Here is a 21,101-nt window from a genome sequence, read left to right on the forward strand (position 1 = left end):
CGGCAGCGAAAGGGGCACACAGGTGAGCAAGGGAACGAGCAGGGCGGTCCAGAGGAAGCGGCACCGGCGGGCGCTGGCGGCGCTGGGCGCGGCGGCCCTGGCCGCCGGGCTCGCGGCCGGCACGCCGGCCGCGGCCGAGCCGAAGCAGCCCGACGGCGTTCCGGTCGCCTGTGATGGCAAGGTGTACGTCTCGTTCGGCAACCCGGACCAGCTCTACACCGCCGAACGGGAGCCCGGGAGGGTGCGGTTCGAGACGCTGGGCGCGCCGACGCCGTTCCTCTACAACGCCATCGGCGTGAACCCGGACGACCGCTTCCTCTACGCGCTGACGTTCGGCGGTGCGACCAACGAGCTGGTCCGCTTCGACGGCAACGGGGACTTCACCACCCTCGGTGCCATCGCGGGCCTGCCGAAGGCCGTCTACATCTCGGGCACGTTCGACGACGAGGGCAACTACTACGTCCTCGCCGACGACACCGGCCAGATCTACCGGATCGACGTCGAGCACCGCAGGGTCACCGGCGTCGTGAACGTGCCCGAGCTGGCCGATCCGGAGCTGGACGTCTTCGACATCGCCTTCCGCGACGGCTTCCTGTGGGGCTCGACGGACTCGGGCGCCATCACCCGGGTCGACATCGCCCAGCAAAGCGTGGACTTCTTCCCGGGCGTCCTCCCGGGTGGTGAGGACTTCGGCGGAGTCTTCGTCTACGGCAACGGTGACCTCGGGTTCTTCCGCAACTCCGGAGAGCTCATCCGGGTGCGGGTGAAGAACCCGACCGGCTCCAACCCCCGCTTCACCGTCCTGTCGCGGCAGACCACGACTCCGGCGACCAACCTCGACGCCACCTCCTGCTTCTTCGACTCGTCCGCCGATCTGGCGGTGCGCAAGCACGGCCCCGAGAAGGTGCGGGCGGGCGAGCGCGTCACCTACACCGTCGAGGTGAAGAACGACCACAAGGGCGACTCCTCCGGCTGGTCGCTGACCGACGACCTCCCCGCCAAGCTCCTGGACCCCAGCACCTCGACCGAGGGCTGCGGGATCACCGATGGGCTGCTCTCCTGCACGGGCGGCCCGCTGGCGGAGGGCGGACGCGTGAAGATCACGGTGACCGGCACCGCGGCGAAGGTCACGAAGCCGACCCGCGTACCGAACACGGCCACGGTGTTCGGTGACGACGAGGACCCGCGCAAGGAGAACGACAAGGGCTTCGCGTCCACCGTGATCAAGCCCCCGCACGAGGACGGCGACGGCGCGGCGAGGTGAACGTGCGGCCGGGGCCCGGACGCGGGCGGACCGGGCCCCGGCCGGCAAGCCCTAGCGCTCCGCCGCCACCCGGAAGCGGATGCCCGCCTTCTGGAGGCGGGCCAGCAGGGCGTCGCCCATGGCCACCGCCGTGGTGAGCTGGCCGGAGGTCTCGGGGAGGGCGTCGTACGCCAGGCACAGCGCGGACTCCGCCAGCATCTTCGCGGTCTCCCCGTAGCCCGGGTCACCGCCCGACACCTCGGTGAACACGCGGTGCCCGCCGCCCTCCCCGACGAAGCGGACGGTGAACCAGCTGCGGGCGCGCCGCTCCGCGTCCGGGCCGGAGCCCGGCTCCCAACGGGACGTCAGCCACCGCCGGCCCGCCGGGACCTGGGCCAGCGCGGCCGCCGCGCCCAGGGCCGCCGTCCCGCCCAGGGCGACCGGCAGGTGGCGGACCGAGGCGTAGTGCCGGTAGCGGAAGTCCGGACCGTACCGCTCCAGCGCGGCCGCCGACCGGGTCACCACCCGGGGGTCCAGGGTGGGCAGCGGCAGCGCCCAGGTCCCGGTCTCCCGGCTGAACCGGGGTGCCCCCACCGGGCCCCGCACCCGGCGCCCCGGCAGCCGGGGCTGGTACAGCCGGCGCTCCCGCGCGGCGGCCAGGGTCTGCGGGCCGCGGCCCAGGGCGGTGACGGCGGAGGCGAGGGTGCCGCCGGAGAAGAGCGCCGAGGACCGGACGAACCCGTCCACCCGCAGCGGCTCCCCGGCCGGCAGCAGGCCCACCGTGAAGTAGGCCCCCAGGTCGGCGGGGACGGAGTCGAACCCGCAGGCGTGCACCAGCCGCGCCCCCGTCTCCCGGGCCCGCGCGTCGTGCGCGACGTACATCCGGTCGACGAACTCCGGCTCGCCGGTGAGGTCCACGTAGTCGGTACCGGCCCCGGCGCAGGCCGCGACCAGCTCCGCCCCGTACCAGACGTACGGTCCGACGGTGGTGGCCAGCACCCTCGTCCGGGCGGCCAGCTCGCGCACGGCCCGCCCGTCGGCGGCGTCGGCGCGCAGCAGCGGCAGGCCGGCGCAGGCCGGGTCCAGGGCGGCCAGCCGCTCGCGCAGCCGCTCCAGTTTCGCGAGGTCGCGCCCGGCCAGGGCCCAGCGGCAGCCGGCCGGGGCGTGCCGGGTGAGGTACTCGGCGGTCAGCGCCCCCACGAACCCGGTCGCGCCGAAGAGCACGAGGTCGAAGTCCCGTTCCGGGCCACTGCGGTGGACGTGCTCGTACATGAAACGTTCCTCCCGGCTGATGTCGGTGGCTGAGGCTAGCGTGAAAGTCGACTGTCCGTGCGAGCAGGTGTGACCTGCGGTAAGTGGGAGGGTTCGATGAAGGCTGCGGTGCGCAAGTGGGAGACGGTGCGCGCGTTCGCGCTGGGGCTGCCCGAAGCGGTCGAGGAGCATCCCTGGGGCCCCGAGGACGGGGTGGTGAAGGTCAACAAGAAGATCTTCGTCTTCCTGGGGAACGCGGACGGCCCCGAACCGCCCGGCCTCTCGGTGAAACTCAAGGACGAGGCCCTCCACGGGCACGCGCTGGCCGCCCCCGGCGCGGCGCCCACCGGGTACGGCCTGGGCCGGGCGGGCTGGGTGTCGGTGCCGCTGGGGGAGAGGGGGGCGCCCACGGCGGAGGTGCTGTGCGAGTGGGTGGAGGAGAGCTACCGGACGGTCGCGCTCAAACGGCACGTCAAGGAGCTCGACGCGAGACACCCGTCGTGAAGGCGGCCACCGCGCGGGGGAGATTGAGCCAATCGGCTAAGCGCTTGCTCTTGTGCTGAGTGGGACGCGTTCCTAGCATCGCTGGTGTTACATCAGTTGTGTCACACACGCACCAGGGACGCTGGGGGCCCGATGACCGAGGCGAAGACAGGGACCGGCCCGCTCGCCGGGGTGCGCGTCGTGGAACTGGCGGGCATCGGACCCGGCCCGTTCGCCGCCATGCTCCTCGCCGACCTCGGAGCCGACGTCGTCCGCGTCGACCGGCCCGGCGGCGGCGGGCTCGCCATCGACCCCGCCTACGACGTCACCAACCGCAACAAGCGCTCCGTCCTGGTCGACCTCAAGTCCGGCGAGGGCCCCGCCCGGGTGCTGGACCTGGCCGAGCGGGCCGACGTGCTCATCGAGGGCTTCCGCCCCGGCGTCGCCGAACGGCTCGGCGTCGGCCCCGCCGAGTGCCTCGCCCGCAACCCGAAGCTGGTCTACGGCCGGATGACGGGCTGGGGCCAGGAGGGCCCGCTCGCCCACACCGCCGGGCACGACATCGCGTACATCGCCGTCACCGGCGCCCTCGGCATGATCGGCGCCCCGGACGGGCCTCCGGCCGTCCCCGCCAACCTGGTCGGGGACTACGCGGGCGGCTCCCTCTACCTGGGCATCGGCGTACTCGCGGCCCTCCAGCACGCCCGCACCCCCGGCGGGGCCGGCCAGGTCGTGGACGCCGCGATCGTCGACGGCACCGCCCACCTCACCGCCATGATCCACGGCATGGTCGCGGCCGGGGGCTGGCAGGACCGGCGCGGCGCCAACCTCCTCGACGGCGGCTGCCCCTTCTACGGCACCTACGAGACCTCCGACGGGGGGTACATGGCGGTCGGCGCGCTGGAGCAGCGGTTCTACGACACCTTCGTGCGCCTCCTCGGCATCGCCGACGGGGCCCCCGCCCGCAAGGACCTGGCCCGCTGGGGCGAACTGCGCGAGGCCGTCGCCGCCCGCTTCAAGACCCGTACGCGCGCCGAGTGGATGCAGGTCTTCGAGGGCACCGACGCCTGTGTGGCCCCCGTGCTCTCCCTGGGCGAGGCACCGCACCACCCGCACCTCGCCGCCCGCGCCACCTTCAGCGACTTCGGCGGGATCACCCAGCCCGCCCCCGCACCCCGCTTCTCCGCCACGCCGACCGCCATCGCGAGCGGCCCGGCGCGGCCGGGAGCCGACACCGAATCCGTGGCCCGCGACTGGGACGTGCCGGGCCTGAGCGCGAAGGGCGCCTGATGGAACTGTCCATGCTGCTCGACTACGCGGGCGACCCGCGCCGGGCCGCCGACGAGGCGGCCGCGCTCGAATCGGCGGGCCTCGACGCCGTCTGGGTCGCCGAGGCCTGGGGCTTCGACTCCCCGACGATCATGGGCTACCTGGCGGCGCGGACCGAACGGATGAAGATCGGCTCGGCCATCGTCAACGTCTACTCCCGCACCCCCGCCCTGATCGCCCAGACCGCCGCCGGCCTCGACGCGATGTCCGGCGGCCGGGCCCTGCTCGGCCTCGGCGCCTCCGGCCCGCAGGTGATCGAGGGCTGGCACGGCAAGCCGTACGACAAGCCCCTCGGCCGCACCCGGGAGACCGTAGAGCTGTGCCGGCGCATCTGGCGCCGCGAGACCATCGACCACCACGGCATCACCGACATGCCGCTGCCGCCCGAGCGGGGCGGCCGCCACGGCAAACCGCTGAAGATCCTCACCCGCCCGGTCCGCGACCGGATCCCCGTCTACATCGCCTCCCTCGGCCCGGCCAACGTCGCCCTGACCGCCGAGATCGCCGACGGCTGGCTGCCCACCCTCTTCATCCCCGAGAAGGCCCGCGCCGTCTGGGGGAGCGCCCTCGCCGAGGGAACGGCCAAGCGCCCCGCGGAGCTCGGCCCGCTCCAGACCGTCGCCGGCGGCCTGCTGGCCATCGGCGAGGACGCGGCGAGCGCCCGCGACCTGGCCCGCCCGCAGATCGCCCTGTACGTAGGCGGCATGGGCGCGCCCGGCCGCAACTTCTACAACGACCTCGCCGTGGCCTACGGGTACGAGGAGGAGGCCCGGAAGATCCAGGAGCTCTACCTCTCCGGCCGCAAGCGCGACGCGGCCGCCGCCGTCCCGGACGAGCTCTGCGAACTCACCACCCTCTGCGGGCCCGAGGGCTACGTGCGCGAGCGCGTCGAGGCCTTCCGGGAGGCGGGCGTCACCATGCTCAACGTCACGCCCGTCGGCCCCGAGCCGGCCAGGCTGATCGAAACCGTCAAGAGCTGGCTCTAGGGGGCCCCGATGCAACGCCGCATCTACGACGCCGACCACGAGGCGTTCCGCGAGACCGTCCGCACCTTCCTCACCAAGGAGGTGCTGCCGCACTACGAACAGTGGGAGAAGGACGGCATCGTCAGCCGCGAGGCCTGGCGCGCCGCCGGCCGCCAGGGACTGCTGGGCCTCGCCGTCCCCGAGGAGTACGGAGGCGGCGGGAACCCCGACTTCCGCTACGCGGCCGTACTCGCCGAGGAGTTCACCCGCGCCGGAGCCCCCGGACTGGCGATCGGCCTGCACAACGACATCATCGGCCCCTACCTCACCTCGCTGGGCACCGAGGAGCAGAAGCGCCGCTGGCTGCCCGGATTCTGCTCGGGCGAGACCATCACCGCGATCGCGATGACCGAACCGGGCGCCGGCTCCGACCTCCAGGGGATCCGCACGAGCGCCGAGGACCGGGGAGACCACTGGCTGCTCAACGGCTCCAAGACCTTCATCTCCAACGGCATCCTGGCCGACCTGGTCATCGTCGTCGCGAAGACCACCCCCGAGGGCGGCGCCCACGGGCTGTCCCTGCTCGTCGTCGAACGCGGCGCGGAAGGCTTCGAGCGCGGCCGCAACCTCGACAAGATCGGCCAGAAGTCCCAGGACACCGCCGAACTCTTCTTCAACGACGTACGCGTCCCCAAGGAGAACCTCCTCGGCGAGCTCAACGGGGCCTTCGTCCACCTGATGACCAACCTCGCGCAGGAGCGGATGGGCATCGCCATGGCCGCCATCGCCGCCGCCGAACACCTGCTGGAGATCACCACCGCGTACGTCAAGGAACGCGAGGCCTTCGGCCGCCCCCTCGCCAAGCTCCAGCACATCCGCTTCGAGATCGCCGAGATGGCCACCGAATGCGCGGTCACCCGGACCTTCCTCGACCGCTGCATCACCGACCACGCGAACGGCGAACTGGACCACGTCCACGCCTCCATGGCCAAGTGGTGGGCCACCGAACTCCAGAAGCGCGTCGCCGACCGCTGCCTCCAACTGCACGGGGGATACGGCTACATGACCGAGTACCGCGTGGCGCGGGCCTTCACCGACGGCCGCATCCAGACCATCTACGGAGGCACGACCGAGATCATGAAGGAGATCATCGGCCGCTCCCTCCTCGGCTGACGCCCCGACCCTCCCCGACCTCCGCCGGACCTCCCCCCGAAAGGCACGACCTGTGAGCACCGAAGCGTACGTGTACGACGCGATCCGCACCCCGCGCGGACGCGGCAAGGCCAACGGCGCCCTGCACGGCACCAAGCCGATCGACCTGGTCGTCGGCCTCATCCACGCCCTGCGCGAACGCAACGCCGGCCTCGACCCCGCCACCATCGACGACATCGTCCTCGGCGTCGTCGGCCCCGTCGGCGACCAGGGCTCCGACATCGCCCGCATCGCCGCCATCGCCGCAGGACTCCCCGACACCGTCGCCGGCGTACAGGAGAACCGCTTCTGTGCTTCCGGCCTCGAAGCCGTCAACCTCGCCGCCGCCAAGGTCCGTTCCGGCTGGGAGGACCTGGTCCTGGCCGGCGGGGTCGAGTCCATGTCCCGCGTCCCCATGGCCTCCGACGGCGGCGCCTGGTTCGCCGACCCGATGACCAACTGGGACACCGGCTTCGTCCCCCAGGGCATCGGCGCCGACCTGATCGCCACCATCGAGGGATTCACCCGGCGCGACGTCGATGAGTATGCCGCCCTCTCCCAGGAGCGGGCCGCCACCGCCATCAAGGAGGGCCGCTTCGCCGGCTCCGTCGTCCCCGTCACCGACCGCAACGGCCTGGTCGTCCTGGACCACGAGGAGTTCGTCCGCCCCGGCACCACCGCCGACACCCTCGCCAAGCTGAAGCCCTCCTTCGCCGACATCGGCGACCTCGGCGGCTTCGACGCCGTCGCCCTGCAGAAGTACCACTGGATCGAGAAGATCGACCACGTCCACCACGCCGGCAACTCCTCCGGCATCGTCGACGGCGCCTCCCTCGTCGCCATCGGCACCCGCGAGGCCGGTGAGCGGAACGGCCTGCGCCCTCGCGCCCGTATCGTCTCGGCGGCCGTCTCCGGCTCCGAGCCCACCATCATGCTCACCGGCCCCGCCCCCGCCACCCGCAAGGCCCTCGCCAAGGCCGGTCTGACCATCGACGACATCGACCTCATCGAGATGAACGAGGCCTTCGCCGGCGTCGTCCTGCGCTTCGTCAAGGACATGGGCGTCTCCCTCGACAAGGTCAACGTCAACGGCGGAGCCATCGCCCTCGGCCACCCCCTCGGCGCCACCGGCGCCATGCTGCTCGGCACCGTCGTCGACGAACTGGAGCGCCAGGACAAGCGCTACGGCCTCGTCACCCTCTGCGTCGGCGGCGGCATGGGCGTCGCCACCATCGTCGAACGCGTCTGATCCGTCCTGATCCCTGATCCCACCTCTGACACGGAAGTAGCGAACATGAGCGAGTCCACCACGATCCGCTGGGAACAGGACGAGACCGGCGTCGTCACCCTGGTCCTCGACGACCCCGACCAGTCCGCCAACACGATGAACCAGGCCTTCAAGGACTCCATCGCGGCCATCGCCGACCGCGCCGAGGCCGAGAAGGACACCATCCGGGGCATCATCTACACCTCCGCCAAGAAGACCTTCTTCGCCGGCGGCGACCTCAAGGACATGATCGCGCTGCGCCCCGAGCACGCCCAGCTGGCCTTCGACACCGGCACCGAGATCAAGCGGTCCCTGCGCCGCATCGAGACCCTCGGCAAGCCCGTGGTCGCCGCCATCAACGGCGCCGCCCTCGGCGGCGGTTACGAGATCTGCCTCGCCTCCCACCACCGCGTCGCCCTCGACGCCCCCGGCTCCAAGATCGGACTGCCCGAGGTCACCCTCGGCCTGCTCCCGGCCGGCGGCGGCGTCACCCGCACCGTCCGCCTGATGGGCATCGCCGACGCCCTCCTGAAGGTCCTCCTCCAGGGCACCCAGTACGACCCGCGGCGCGCGCTCGCCGCCGGCCTCGTCCACGAACTGGCCGCCACCCCCGAGGAGATGCTCGCCAAGGCCCGCGCCTTCATCGACGCCAACCCCGAGTCGAAGCAGCCCTGGGACGTCCCCGGCTACAAGATCCCCGGCGGTACGCCGTCCAGCCCGCGCTTCGCCGCGAACCTTCCGGCCTTCCCCGCCAACCTCAAGAAGCAGCTGAACGGCGCCCCCTACCCGGCCCCGCGCAACATCCTGGCCTGCGCCGTCGAGGGCTCCCAGGTGGACTTCGAGACCGCCCTGACCATCGAGGCCCGCTACTTCACCGAGCTGGTCACCGGCCAGACCGCGAAGAACATGATCCAGGCCTTCTTCTTCGACCTCCAGGCCGTCAACGCCGGCCGCAGCCGCCCGCAGGGCGTCGAACCCCGCAAGGTCCGCAAGGTCGCCGTCCTCGGCGCCGGCATGATGGGCGCCGGCATCGCCTACTCCTGCGCCCGCGCCGGCATCGAGGTCGTCCTCAAGGACGTCACCCCCGAGGCCGCCGCCAAGGGCAAGGCGTACTCCGAGAAGCTGCTCGACAAGGCCCTCGCCAAGGGCCGCACCACCGAGGCCAAGCGCGCCGAGCTGCTGGCCCGGATCACCCCGACGGCCGCGGTGGCCGACCTGGCGGGCTGCGACGCCGTCATCGAGGCCGTCTTCGAGGACACCGCGCTCAAGCACAAGGTGTTCCAGGAGATCCAGGACGTCGTCGCCCCCGACGCGCTGCTGTGCTCCAACACCTCCACCCTGCCCATCACCGGTCTGGCGGAAGGGGTTTCGCGCCCCGCCGACTTCATCGGCCTCCACTTCTTCTCGCCCGTCGACAAGATGCCGCTGGTGGAGATCATCAAGGGCGAGCGCACCGGCGACGAGGCCATCGCCCGCGCCTTCGACCTGGTCCGCCAGATCAACAAGACCCCGATCGTGGTCAACGACTCACGCGGCTTCTTCACCTCGCGCGTCATCGGCCAGTTCATCAACGAGGGCGTCGCCATGGTCGGCGAGGGCATCGAGCCCGCCTCGATCGAACAGGCCGCCGCCCAGGCCGGTTACCCGGCGAAGGTGCTCTCCCTGATGGACGAGCTCACCCTCACCCTGCCGCGCAAGATCCGCAACGAGACCCGCAAGGCCTTCGAGGCCGAGGGCCGCACGTGGACCGAGCACCCCGCCGACACCGTCATCGACCGCATGGTCGACGAGTTCGGCCGCCCCGGCCGCAGCGGCGGCGCCGGCTTCTACGAGTACGACGAGGCCGGCAAGCGCACCCGCATCTGGCCGGGCCTGCGCGAGCACTTCGCCAAGCCGGACGCCGCCGGGATCCCGTTCGAGGACATGAAGGAGCGCATGCTCTTCGCCGAGGCCGTGGACACCGTCCGCTGCCTGGACGAGGGCGTCCTCACCTCCATCGCCGACGCCAACATCGGCTCCATCATGGGCATCGGCTTCCCGGCCTGGACCGGCGGCGTGATCCAGTACATCAACGGCTACGAGGGCGGCCTGCCCGGCTTCGTGGCCCGCGCCCGCGAACTCGCCGCCGCGTACGGCGAACGCTTCATCCCGCCGGCCTCCCTGGTGGCCAAGGCCGAACGCGGGGAGACGTACTCCGACTGACCCGCCCGCGGGCGGCGTTCACCCGGTCTCCGGCTCCGAGGTGAACGCCGCCCGCAGCTCCTCCCGCAGCGAGCGCTGGAAGGCCGTCACCAGGGCCTGCACCACCATCGGCTGCATGTGCGCCGACAGGGCCTTCATCGACTCGATCCGCTCCAGATCGCTCTCGCCCTCGGTGAACGGCCCCCACACCTCGTCCCGGAACAGCGCCGTCAGCTCGTGCGCCGCCGTCCTCGCGTGCTCCAGCAGGATCCGCCGCGCCACCAGCAGCGTCTCGTGCGCGATCGGTACGTCGAGCAGCGCGACCCCCAGCCGCAGCAGGCCCAGGTCCACCCGGAAGCCCTCGCCCGTCTCCGACAGCACGTTCATCGCCGCCAGCCGGCGCAGGTCCGCGTCCGCCAGACCCCGCCCGGCCCGCTTCTCCAGCTCGTCCCGCGACACCTCCCGCGCCGTGTCCGGCGCCCAGGTCGCCACCAGAGCGCGGTGGATCGCCAGATCGTGCGGGCTCAGGTCGTCCGGGAGGGCGTCCAGATAGCGCTGGATCGCCGACAGGGTCATCCCCTGGTGCTGGAGCTCCTCGATCAGCGCCAGCCGCGACAGGTGCTCGGGCCCGTAGTGCCCCACCCGACGGGGTCCGATCACGGGAGGGGGCAAAAGCCCGCGCGTGCTGTAGAACCGTACGGTGCGGACGGTGACACCGGCCTTCGACGCCAGCTCGTCGACGGTGAGCATCGGCTCGGTCGCCCGGTGGTCGGCCATCGTCCGCTCCTCGCTCTCTGCTGCACGGCTTGGGTTCAACAGTATTGCTGTCGCACCAACGATGTGAAACGGCCAGGAGCTGCCCATGACCACGAACCTGCGACTGCCCGGACGTCCCGAGGAGCTCACCCTCCCCTCCCTGCTCGCCCGCAACGCCGCCGAACACCCGGACCTGCCCGCCCTCTCCTGGCGTGACGGGGGCGGGGACGGGGCAGAGGCCGGGGCCGGGGCCGGCTGGCAGACGCTCACCTGGAGCGAGGTGCGCCGCCGCGTCGCCGTCCTCGCCGCCGGATACACCGCCCTGGGCGTCGCCCGCGGCGAACACGTCCTGCTGATGATGGGCAACCGGCCCGAGCACTGGCTCAGCGACCTCGCCCTCGTCCACCTGGGGGCCGTCCCCGTCACCGTCTACGGGACCTCCGCACCCGAACAGATCGCCCACATCGCCCGCCACAGCCGCGCCCGCCTCGCCGTCGTCGAGGGCGCCCGCGAACTGGCCCGCTGGGCCCCGCTGCTGGACGACCCCGCCACCCCCCTGGAACGCCTCGTCGTCGCCGAGGCCGCCGAAGCCGGCCCGCACACCGCCTACGGCTCCCTCTACGCGAGCGGCGCCCGCCTGCACAGCCCCGACGCCTTCGAGAAGGCCTGGCGGGAGGCCCGCCCCGAGGACCCCCTGACCGTCGTCTACACCTCGGGCACCACCGGCGACCCCAAGGGCGTCCGGCTCAGCCACCGCAACATCGTGCTCCAGTCCGTGCGCCTCGACCGGCACGTGAACCTCCCCGAGCACGCCGAGCACATCTGTTACCTGCCCTTCGCCCACATCGCCGAGCGGATCCTCGGCATCTACCTGCCCCTGCTGCGCGCCGCGCACGTCCGGCTCGTCGCCGACCCCGCCGCCGTGGCCGGCGCGGTGCGCGAGCTGCGGCCGGTGCAGTTCTTCGGAGTGCCCCGGGTCTGGGAGAAGCTCGCCGCCGGCGTACGGGCGGCCCTGGCGGGCCTGCCCGAGGAGCAGCGGCGGGCCATCGACGGGGCCGGGGACGTGGCCCGCGCCCGGGCCGGGCACCGGGAGCGCGGCGAGGAGGTGCCGGCCGCGCTGGAGGCCTCGTACGCGGAGGCGAAGGAGCGGGTGCTGGACCCGCTGCTGCGGCTGGCGGGGCTGGACCGGCTGGTCTGGACGGCCAGCGCCACGGCGCCGATGCCGATCGACGTGGTCCGCTTCTGGGCCGGCTGGGGGATCACCATCATGGACGCCTGGGGGCTGACCGAGACCTCCGGCGTGTGCACGGTCAACAGCAACGGCCCCGGCGGGTTCCGGCTGGGCTCGGTGGGCCGGCCGATCGAGGGGCTGGAGCTCAGGCTCGCCGAGGACGGCGAGGTCCTGACGCGCGGAGCGACCGTCTTCGACGGCTACCTGCGGCCCGACGGCACCGTGGAGGGCGCGGCCGACGCGGAGGGCTGGTTCCCCACCGGGGACATCGGCCGGCTCGACGAGGACGGCTTCCTGTGGCTGACCGACCGCAAGAAGGAGCTGATCATCACCTCGAACGGCAAGAACGTGGCCCCGGCGCTGGTGGAGAACACCGTCAAGGAACACCCCCTGATCGGCCAGGCCCTGGTCCACGGCGACGGCCGCTCCTACCTGGTGGCCCTGCTGGTCCTGGACCCCGAACTGGCCCCGGCCTGGGCCGCCGCCCGGGGCATCGAGACGACCACCCTGGCGGAGCTGGCCGTGCACCCGGCGGTGCTGGGGGAAACGGCCCGCGCGGTGGAGGCCGCCAACGCCCGCCTCAACCGCACGGAACAGATCAAGCGCTACCGGCTGCTGGCCGAGGAATGGGGCCCGGAGACGGGCGAACTGACCCCGACGCTGAAACTGCGGCGCAGGGTGGTCCGCGAGAAGTACGGGGCCCTGATCGAGGGGCTGTACGAGGGGGAGTGAGGCGGGGGCCCTCGCGGGGGCCGGCCATCGCCCCCGCGAGGGGTCGGGGGTCTCGGGGTGCGGGCCCGCCATCTCCCCTTCGAGGGGCCGGGGGCGGGCCGGTGTCTGCCCACCCGCCTCCCCGGGTGCGGGCCGGTGGGTGGGGGCGGCGACCCGCCAGGCGGTGACGGGACGGCCGGGCGGGACCCGAGCCATCGGGGTCCCGGCGGGGCGGTCTCAAAGATGGCTTGGGGGTTTCCCGTCAGTCTCATCGTCCTTCCGCGTCGGGCCGCCCTGTCAAGGGCGCTCCTTCGTCGCGTCGCTTCGCGATCGCCTGCGGCGACCCTTGACAGACCGTCCCGCCACGGAAAAACGAAGACTGCCGGGAACCCCCCAAAGGAACGGGACGGTCCGGAGAGGGACATGCGGCGGGATCAGGGATCAGTCGGGGAGGTCGGGACACGGCAGACCAAACCTCCGGGCCGATATAGGCAGCAAGCTGGGCCACCCCACGCATCAGATCGCTACGCGCTTCTCCCGTCTCAGCGTCCAACGGCCGTCTGGGGCCGCTACCCGAACCTAGGGCCAATGAGATCGGCATCCGGGGCCGATAGGCGCATCAGATCGCTACGCGCTTCTCCAATTTCAGCGTCCGGCGGCCGTCCTGGGCTGGGATGATGTGCCGGTCGTGCGGTCAGCTGTGAGACGGCGGCTGCGTGATGAATCCGCGTGTCGGGCGTTTCTCCGGCTCGCGGGACGTCGGTTGCTGCGTCTGACGCCAGACCTTGACGAGCTCGGCGTACCGAGGGTCTGTCCACTCCTGCATGAGTCCTCCCACCTGTAGTCCTTGCTGCGGATCGTGCACCGACAGCGGATGGGTATCAAACCGGCTCGATGTTGCCGACTGCGGTGGTGAACTCGCGGCCGGAGGCGTTGCGGATGTAGGCCAGCTCCACCCAATGCTCGCTGCCGGCGGTCGAGACGTTTTCGTTGATCACGGCCATCAGCTCGCCTTCGACACCGGACGGGAGATCTCGAACGCGTTTGCGGAGGAGGCGATGAGGGACGTACTCGTACTGATCACTCATCTGCCGCCTCCGGTGAGGTGCTCATGAAGTGCTCCCATCCAACGCGGGCACGGTCGAGCAGGTCCGCGGTGGGCAGGGTCAGCGGGGCGGTCCCGGTGGCCGGGGCGTCGGGGGTGTCCAGGCTCAACACGCCACGGGGAATCGGACTCGGCACGGAGGCTTCCTTCCGTTGTCGGGGGTGGTGGACATCAGCGTCCCGGCGGGGTGGAACGCCTGCGAGGCAAGTGGGCGGAAGTTCAGCGGCAATTCGGAGGTGCCGGGCGCAGGGATTGGAGGCAAATGCACCGCGCCGCGTGCATTCACGGGCCGGCTCCGCCTAGGTTTTGTAACGGCCCACGACAGGAGCGAAGTGATGCGGACCCCCGCCAACGAGAAGCTGTTCGCTGCCAGAACGGCGCAGGGCTGGTTCTCGCAGGAGAGAGCCGCTGAGGAGATCTCGAAGGCCGGAGCCGCAGCACTCGGCCGCCCCGGGTACACGATCAGCGTGCGGACCTACCGAGCATGGGAGTCGAAGAACCCTCCGTGGCCACGCCCGGACCAGGCGACCGCGCTCCGAGCCGCGTTCGGCCGGGGGCCGGAAGCACTTGGCTTTCCCGGGTTCCCCGAGGGAGTGTTTGACAGTCGCCCGGGACTCCGGGAGATGATCCCGTCTGTGGACCGCCGAACAGCCTTGGGAGCCGGCGCGGCCGTGATGGGCCTGCCCTCGCTCAACTCATCCCCGCCTCGTGCCGCCTCAGACCTCCGCATCGGCCGTGACGAGATCGACCTTCTGGCCGCGACCGCCACCGACCTCGACGCGATCGATCAACGATTCGGCGGCGACCGGCTCTGGCGCACTGCGAAGATGCACCTGTCCTGGGTCCACCACGTGATAGACCACGGCTCTTACGCCGAGGACATCGGCCAGGAGCTGCACACCATCGCCGGGCAGCTCACCACGTCGTTGGGCTGGTTCTGCTACGACGCCGAGCAGCAGACCGAGGCCCGGGTGTACTTCTCCGAGGCCCTGAACACTGCGATGGTCTCGGGCGACGACCGGCTGGCCACCCGGACGCTGTCGAACATGGCCCGCCAGTCGGTGGACCTTGGCAAGCCACGTGAGGCGATCCGCTTCGCCCGCACCGCCGAGCGCCACGCGGCACGCTGGGACTCGCCGCCCCGGGTGAACGCGCTCTTGGCGATCCGGATCGCCCAGGGCTATGCACGGCTCGGCGACGAGATGAACGCCTCGTATTCGATCAAGCGGGCGTGGCAGGCATTCGACCAGGGCATCAGTGATCGTGATCCCGAGTGGACCCGCTTCTTCAACGAAGCCGAACTGGTCTGCCTGGAAGGCATGTGCCGTTCCGATCTCGGCCAATACAAGCGGGCCGTGCGCCTCCTGGACCGGTCGGCCGCCCTTCAAGGCATCGAGCATTCCCGTAACCGGGGGATGTGCCTCGTCCGGCTGGCGGACGCCGCCGTCCAAGCACGTGAACTCGACCGCACCGCCGAGGCCGCGCGTGAGTCCTTGCGCCTGATCCAGGGCGGGCAGGCGTCCATGCGCAACCGGAGGCAACTCAACCTGGTCAGGGACAAGCTTTACGGCCATTCCAGCCCGTCAGCCCGGGAGACCGCCGACTTGATCGCCGCGCAGATCGCATAGCGCGAGCATGGAAGGAACCGCATGCCCCACCGCACAGCGCCACAGCTCACCTTCGCCCGCCACACCCCTGAAACGGCGCGAGCGCGCATGGCCGAGTTGCTCGCCGTGTACGCCGAGGTCTACGACACCCCTCCCTATGCCGGTGACCCCTTCTTCTCCGTGACGACGTACGCCGATCGGCTTACGGCGGCGTTCGACATGACCGGTTTCGAGGTCGTGACCGCCGAACTGGAAGACGGATCTCTTGCGGGCTACGTACACGGGGTGACCTTGACTCCGGACCGGCCCTGGTGGGTGTCCCTCGCCGACCAGCTTCCCGCCGACGTAGCCGAGGCGGCCGAGTCCGGTGAGGTGTTCTGGCTGCGCGAGCTGATGGTCCTGCCGGAGCACGCGAACCGGGGCATCGGCCGGGCCCTCCATGACGAGATGGTGGCCGGACGGCCTGAGCCGTGGACGACGCTCACGTGCATCGTCGACAACGAGCCGGCCCGATCGGCCTACCCCCGCTGGGGCTATGACGTCATCGGCCGGATCAAGCACGCCCCGGAATCGCCGCTCTACGACGCCATGCTCCTACCGCCTGCCTAAACCTCCTCCCACCCCCGAATGCCGATCCATCCGTCATCTGGTGCGGGTACCAGCCCCCGACAGCGGCCGGACGCCGAGATGAGAGAAGCGCGTAGCGATCTGCCGCGCCCACCGCCCCCGGATGCCGATCCCGTCGGCCTTCGGGGCGGGTAGCGGCCCCGGACGGCCGCCGGACGCCGAGATGAGAGAAGCGCGTAGCGATCTGGTGCGTGGGCCGGCCCGGATTGCCGTTTGGCGCTGTCGGGGGCCGGATGTCTGGTCTGCCGGCCCCCGACCGCCCGGCTCATCGCTGATCCCGCCGTGTGTTCAAGGAACGTCCGTCCCGTTCCTTTGGGGGGTTCCCGGCAGTCTTCGTTTTTCCGTGGCGGGACGGGCTGTCAAGAGTGGAGCGCAGCGACATCGCGTAGCGACGCGACGAAGGAGCGCTCTTGACTGACCGGCCCGACGCGGAAGGACGATGAGACTGACGGGAAACCCCCAACCCTCCTCTGAGACCGTCCGGCTCAGGCACCGCCCTCCGTGGGGTTCCGGTCCGCTGTCCCGGGCCGGTCGTCGTGGCCGCTCCGGCACGGAAAACGTGACGCGTTCCTCCGTCCGGCCTGCGATGATCGCGGCCGCGGCATCACCGGCTCAGCGCCGCCGAGGTGAGATCGTGCGGCGGAAGGAGGGCACCATGGCAACCAGGGCAAGCGTGGACCAGGCCTCGGCGCGTATCCCCGATACCACGGCGGGCGGCACGGTCATCCTGCTCAACGGCGCCTCCAGTTCGGGCAAGACGAGCATCGCCCAGGAACTTCTCGACCTTCTCGACGGGACGTGGTTCCACGTTCCGGTGGACGCCTTCCATGCCATGCGCTGCGATCGCGAGATACCCGACGAAGAGCTCCAGGCTGAGATCGACCGCACCGCGAAGGGCTTCCATCGCGCCGTCGCCGGAATGGCGGCAGGCGGCAACAACCTCGTCGTCGACTATCCGCTCAGCCGCCGCTGGCGCCTGCTCGATCTGCTCGGCCTGCTCGTTCCCGAAGACACGGTCCTGATCGGCGTCCGCTGCCCGCTGGACGAGCTGAAACGTCGCGAGATCGCTCGCGGCGACCGGCAGCCCGGGCTGGCCGCCATGCAGTACGGGGAGGTGCACTCCCACGCACTCCATGACCTCGACCTCGACACCAGCCTCAACAGCCCGCGGGAATGCGCCGTTCGCATCCGCGGCTTCCTGCCGGTCCGGCCGCGCCCCACCGCCTTCGAAACGCTCCGGCAGACGATGTGCGCTACGCCCTGACCACGTTCAGGGCAGCCACCGCCCCGCCCCCGCCCCTCGCGGGGGCGATGGCGGGCCCGGGCCTCGGGCGGGGTGGTTAGCGGCCCACCACCGGGTAGTGGTCCGAGAGGTTGGAGTACGTGTACGACGTGCCCCAGCTGGAGACCGTCCAGGGGGCCGACTCCTCCTTGACCACGTTGTTCTCCCAGCCCGCCGGGCGGGCGTTGCCCTTGCGGTAGAGGACGTAGTCCAGGTCCTCGCGGGGGTCCGTCGGGTAGCGGTAGTTGGCGATCGAGTTGAGCGCCGTGTCGAAGGAGTACGGGTGGCCCGTGCGCGCGTCGGCCGGGGACAGGTCGAGGTCGCTGAGCATCGAGTTGTACTCCGGGCTGCGGGAGTCGACGTTCATGTCGCCCGCCACGATGACCTGTTCGCCGGCCGGGATGTTCTTGGCGTCCAGGAAGGCGTCTATCGCCTTGAACTGGCGGCTGCGCATCTGGGCCGCCTCACCCGCGCCGCAGCCGGGGTCGGTGGACTGGGCGTGCGTGCCGACCACGTGCACCCTGGTGCCGTTGACGTCGAGCACCACGTACGCGAAGCCCTTGTTGGACCACCAGTCGGCGCCGCACGCGTCCTTGTAGACCACCTGCTCCTTGCGCACGATCGGCCACTTGCTGAGGACCGTGACGCCGCCGTCCTCCGGGGTGGTGGAGGAGTAGGAGCCGCCCGTCGCGTCCCAGCCGCTCTTACTGCGGCCCACGACCGGGGTCTGGTACGGGTACTGGGCGGCGGCGTTCGCCTTCAGCGCGTCGGACGCGCCGTTGTCGAAGGTCTCCTGGAGGACCACCACGTCGTGGCCCTGGAAGAAGGAGGCCTTGGGGATCGCGGCGGCGCGGTGGTCCTGGCCCCAGTTCGGGTACAGGTTCGTGCTCATCAGGAACGTGTTGTACGTCAGCACGCTCAGCCGGGGCGCGGCGCCGCTCTCGGCGGCCGTGGCGGCGGGCGCGGAGGCGAGGGCGAGGGCGGCTGCGGCCGCGGTCGCGGCGACGGCCGTGGCGGCGGCGCGGCTGCGGTGCGTGATCTGCTGCATGGAGGTCTCCATCAGTCCTGTGGGATCCCCGGGAATCCGGCGGGGGAGGGGGGAGAGAAGATCGACGCCGTCATACAAGCAGCCGCGGTTACTTCGGGGTAACACCCGTGACAAGACTTTCTGTCCGGACCACGACTTCTCGCGCTCGCATAATGGAACTCATGAACCACACGGGTCGCATAGCCCCCGAAACCCCCACCGGTCGCCCCGACCCCGAGCCCCCGCCGCCGGGCGGAGTGCTGTGGAGCACCGCCGGGGACATCCGCTCCCTGCTGACCCTGCCCGCCGCGTTCACGATGCAGGTCGCCCACCCCGCCGTCGGGGCCGGGGTGGACCGGTACTCGGTCTTCCGCACCGACCCCTGGGGGCGCGGCGAGCGCTCCCTGCGCTCGGTGATGCTCTGGGTGTACGGCGGGGACGAGGCGGCCGCCGAGGGCCGCCGGGTGCGCCGCCTGCACAAGGAGATCCGGGGCACCGACACCCGGGGCCGGCGCTACCACTCCCTGGACCCGGCCTGCTACGCCTGGGTGCACGCCACCGGCTTCCCGGTCGCCCGGTACGCCGGGCGCTACCTGTTCCGCCGCACCACCCCCGAGCAGGACCGGCAGATGTACCGGGAGTGGCTCCAGGTGGGCCGGATCCTGGGGCTGCGCGACCGGGACATGCCGCAGACCGTCGAGGAGTTCTGGCCGTACTACCGCCGGATGCTGGCCGAGGAGATCGAACCGACCAAGGTCGCCCGCGAGCTGGTCTCCACCGACGCCGACCTGCCCCGCCCCGAGCCCGCCTCCCCGGTCCTGCGGCTGCTGCTGAGGCTCACCTGGCCGCTCCTGCGCGCCGGCTACCTGCGCTTCCGGGCCTTCGTCACCGTCGGCTACATGCCGCCCGACGCCCGGGCCGCCATCGGCCTGGAGTGGACCCCGGCCCAGGAACGCCGGCTCCGGCGGTTCAGTACCGCCGTACGGCTCCTCGTACCGCTCCTGCCCGAACGGCTGCGCTACCTCCCGCCGGCCCGCGCCGCCCGGGCGCGGTGGCGCGCCGGGACCCGCTGAGGGGTCCCGGCGCGCGGGTCCGCGTACCGCGGCCGGTCAGTGCTCGTGGATGTTGTTCGTCGCGGCGATCTTCTTCCAGGACTTCGGCTCCACGGCCGGCTTCGCCGGTGCCAGGGCGCGCGCGCCCGCCTTGGCGGCCGGGGCGCCGAACGCCGGCTTGCCCGGGGTGTACAGCCAGGTGTCGAAGAGCTGGGCGAGCGGCTTGTTCGAGATCTTCTCCGCGTACCGGACGAAGTCCCCGACCTTCGCGTTCCCGTAGGCCCGCTCGGTCGGCCAGCCCTTGAGGATCTGGAAGAACTTCTCGTCGCCGACCTCGTTGCGCAGCGCCTGGATCGCGATCGCGCCCCGGTCGTACACGGCCCCGTGGAACTGGTTCTCCGCACCCGGGTCACCCGGCTTGACCTGCCAGAACGGGTCCTCGGCCGGGCGGGTGTCGTACGCCCACTGGGCGAGCTCCTGCGCCGTGCCCTCGCCCTCCTTCTCCGACCACAGCCACTGGCTGTAGCGGGCGAAGCCCTCGTTGACCCAGATGTCCTTCCAGTTGTCGACGGACACGCTGTCGCCGTACCACTGGTGCGCCAGCTCGTGCACGACGACCGAGACGTTCGCGCCGTTCGCGAACTGGCGCGGGCTGTAGAACGGCCGCGTCTGGGTCTCCAGCGCGAAGCCGGTGGGCACGTTCGGGACGTAGCCGCCCAGGGCGTTGAAGGGGTACGGGCCGAAGACCGACTCCAGCCACTCCGCGACCTCGCCGGTCCGCTCGACGCTCGCCCGCGCCGAGCCCGCGTTGTCGCCCAGGTCCTTGCTGTACGCGTTGAGGATCGGCAGGCCGCTCGCCGTCTTGTCGGTGGTGATGTCGAACTTGCCGATGGCGAGGGTGGCCAGGTAGGTGGCCTGCGGCTTGTTGGAGCGCCAGTTGTAGCGGGTCCAGCCCAGCTTGGAGGTCTGCGACTGGAGGACGCCGTTGCTGATGGCCTGGGTGCCGTCCGGGACGTTGACCGAGATGTCGAACGTGGCCTTGTCGAGAGGGTGGTCGTTGCTCGGGAACCACCAGACCGCCGAGTCGGGCTCCTGCGCCGCGATGCCGCCGTCCGGGGTGCGCTGCCAGGCGGACCAGCCGTCGATCTTGAACTCCGAGGGCTTTCCGGCGTACTTGACGACGACGGTGGCCTGCTTGCCCTTAGCCAGCGGCTGGGCGGGGGTGACCTCCAGCTCGTGCGCGCCGGAGGTGGCGAACTTCGCCTTGGCCCCGTTGACCCGGATCTCGCTCACCTTGAGGCCGAAGTCCAGGTTGAAGCGCGACAGGTCCTGCTTGGCGGTGGTCAGGAGGGTGGCCGTGCCCTCCAGCAGGTCCGTCTTCGGCTGGTACTGCAGGCGCAGGTCGTAGTGGGAGACGTCGTAGCCGCCGTTCCCGCTCTCCGGGTAGTAGCTGTCGCCGATCCCCGGCGCACCCTGGACGGAGCTGGCCGCCGACGCCGGGATCACCAGCAGGAGGGAGGCGGCCAGGACGCTCGGGGCGATCACTTTGCGGTACACGAAGAGCTCCAAGGGGTAGGGGAGACAGATCGGTTCGACGTTCGTGGTGGGTCGTCCGTCGTACGTCGTTCGACCGTATTCACCCGTGGCGGCTCAGGTCATGTCCATGGCCCCTGCTGTCACACGATCGCCATTCGGCCGTCATGATCACGGCCCCGTACGGTGCGCCGTCCGGGGGACCGGGGTTCGGGGGAGTCCGTTCTGAGGCGTTCTCACACCCGCCGGGAGGGCCGCAG

The 21,101-nt window shown here is 71.3% G+C and carries 18 protein-coding genes; 12 read left to right on the plus strand and 6 right to left on the minus strand.

The genetic code is table 11. From position 1 onward, the window contains the following. Positions 1–22 precede the first annotated feature (22 nt). On the plus strand, positions 23–1,264 hold the full coding sequence (locus tag ABT403_RS19860) for a DUF6923 family protein (protein WP_344166494.1): 1,242 nt from the start codon (positions 23–25) through the stop codon (positions 1,262–1,264). A 51-nt stretch (positions 1,265–1,315) separates the two neighbouring features. Here the strand turns inward: ABT403_RS19860 and ABT403_RS19865 are convergent, their stop codons facing one another. Beyond that, complete coding sequence (locus ABT403_RS19865; RefSeq protein ID WP_344166496.1) at positions 1,316–2,515, minus strand: saccharopine dehydrogenase family protein; 1,200 nt, start codon at positions 2,513–2,515, stop codon at positions 1,316–1,318. Positions 2,516–2,611: 96 nt separating this feature from the next. Here ABT403_RS19865 and ABT403_RS19870 point away from each other — a divergent pair, with 96 nt between their 5' ends. The 6 genes from ABT403_RS19870 (at position 2,612) to ABT403_RS19895 (ending at position 9,931) form a co-directional block, all read left to right on the plus strand. Further along, positions 2,612–2,998, plus strand: coding sequence for an MmcQ/YjbR family DNA-binding protein (locus ABT403_RS19870; protein WP_344166498.1), 387 nt, complete (start codon positions 2,612–2,614; stop codon positions 2,996–2,998). Positions 2,999–3,130: 132 nt separating this feature from the next. Beyond that, positions 3,131–4,267 (plus strand): CaiB/BaiF CoA transferase family protein, encoded by a 1,137-nt coding sequence (locus ABT403_RS19875; RefSeq protein WP_344166500.1) that lies wholly within the window; start codon positions 3,131–3,133, stop codon positions 4,265–4,267. Continuing rightward, entirely contained in the window at positions 4,267–5,292 is a 1,026-nt protein-coding gene (locus ABT403_RS19880; protein ID WP_344166502.1) for an LLM class F420-dependent oxidoreductase, read from the plus strand. The genes ABT403_RS19875 and ABT403_RS19880 overlap by 1 nt, the downstream gene beginning before the upstream one ends. Before the next feature lie 9 nt (positions 5,293–5,301). Next, positions 5,302–6,444, plus strand: a complete 1,143-nt coding sequence (locus tag ABT403_RS19885) for an acyl-CoA dehydrogenase family protein (protein WP_344166504.1) — start codon at positions 5,302–5,304, stop codon at positions 6,442–6,444. A gap of 52 nt (positions 6,445–6,496) precedes the next feature. Continuing rightward, a complete protein-coding gene (locus ABT403_RS19890) occupies positions 6,497–7,711 on the plus strand; it encodes an acetyl-CoA C-acetyltransferase (protein ID WP_344166506.1) in 1,215 nt (404 codons plus the stop codon). Positions 7,712–7,756: 45 nt separating this feature from the next. Beyond that, a complete protein-coding gene (locus ABT403_RS19895) occupies positions 7,757–9,931 on the plus strand; it encodes a 3-hydroxyacyl-CoA dehydrogenase NAD-binding domain-containing protein (protein ID WP_344166508.1) in 2,175 nt (724 codons plus the stop codon). Between the two features lie 18 nt (positions 9,932–9,949). Here the strand turns inward: ABT403_RS19895 and ABT403_RS19900 are convergent, their stop codons facing one another. Continuing rightward, the gene (locus ABT403_RS19900) at positions 9,950–10,687 is read right to left on the minus strand and encodes a MerR family transcriptional regulator (protein WP_344166510.1); all 738 of its coding nucleotides are present in this window, start codon (positions 10,685–10,687) and stop codon (positions 9,950–9,952) included. Between the two features lie 85 nt (positions 10,688–10,772). Between ABT403_RS19900 and ABT403_RS19905 the strand changes: the two genes are divergently transcribed. Continuing rightward, positions 10,773–12,629, plus strand: a complete 1,857-nt coding sequence (locus tag ABT403_RS19905) for an AMP-dependent synthetase/ligase (protein WP_344166512.1) — start codon at positions 10,773–10,775, stop codon at positions 12,627–12,629. Between the two features lie 860 nt (positions 12,630–13,489). On the opposite strand, the gene ABT403_RS19910 is transcribed toward ABT403_RS19905, so the two are convergent. After that, the gene (locus tag ABT403_RS19910; RefSeq protein WP_344166514.1) at positions 13,490–13,696 is read right to left on the minus strand and encodes a hypothetical protein; all 207 of its coding nucleotides are present in this window, start codon (positions 13,694–13,696) and stop codon (positions 13,490–13,492) included. Further along, positions 13,689–13,850, minus strand: coding sequence for a hypothetical protein (locus tag ABT403_RS19915; protein WP_344166516.1), 162 nt, complete (start codon positions 13,848–13,850; stop codon positions 13,689–13,691). The genes ABT403_RS19910 and ABT403_RS19915 overlap by 8 nt, the downstream gene beginning before the upstream one ends. Before the next feature lie 198 nt (positions 13,851–14,048). Between ABT403_RS19915 and ABT403_RS19920 the strand changes: the two genes are divergently transcribed. From ABT403_RS19920 to ABT403_RS19930, 3 genes are all read left to right on the plus strand, one after another. Then, a complete protein-coding gene (locus tag ABT403_RS19920) occupies positions 14,049–15,341 on the plus strand; it encodes an NsdA family TPR-like regulatory protein (protein ID WP_344166518.1) in 1,293 nt (430 codons plus the stop codon). A 21-nt stretch (positions 15,342–15,362) separates the two neighbouring features. Then, a complete protein-coding gene (locus ABT403_RS19925; RefSeq protein WP_344166520.1) occupies positions 15,363–15,929 on the plus strand; it encodes a GNAT family N-acetyltransferase in 567 nt (188 codons plus the stop codon). Positions 15,930–16,602: 673 nt separating this feature from the next. Further along, a complete protein-coding gene (locus ABT403_RS19930) occupies positions 16,603–17,211 on the plus strand; it encodes a phosphotransferase-like protein (protein ID WP_344166522.1) in 609 nt (202 codons plus the stop codon). 76 nt (positions 17,212–17,287) lie between these two features. Here the strand turns inward: ABT403_RS19930 and sph are convergent, their stop codons facing one another. Further along, on the minus strand, positions 17,288–18,277 hold the full coding sequence (gene sph, locus ABT403_RS19935; RefSeq protein ID WP_344166524.1) for a sphingomyelin phosphodiesterase: 990 nt from the start codon (positions 18,275–18,277) through the stop codon (positions 17,288–17,290). 161 nt (positions 18,278–18,438) lie between these two features. Between sph and ABT403_RS19940 the strand changes: the two genes are divergently transcribed. After that, the gene (locus ABT403_RS19940; protein WP_344166526.1) at positions 18,439–19,329 is read left to right on the plus strand and encodes an oxygenase MpaB family protein; all 891 of its coding nucleotides are present in this window, start codon (positions 18,439–18,441) and stop codon (positions 19,327–19,329) included. 36 nt (positions 19,330–19,365) lie between these two features. Here ABT403_RS19940 and ABT403_RS19945 read toward each other — a convergent pair whose 3' ends face one another. Further along, complete coding sequence (locus tag ABT403_RS19945) at positions 19,366–20,865, minus strand: M1 family metallopeptidase (RefSeq protein WP_344166528.1); 1,500 nt, start codon at positions 20,863–20,865, stop codon at positions 19,366–19,368. Between the last annotated feature and the right edge of the window lie 236 nt (positions 20,866–21,101).

It is taken from the genome of Streptomyces sp. NPDC000075 (genome assembly GCF_040301925.1).
GTDB lineage: Bacteria > Actinomycetota > Actinomycetes > Streptomycetales > Streptomycetaceae > Streptomyces > Streptomyces polychromogenes.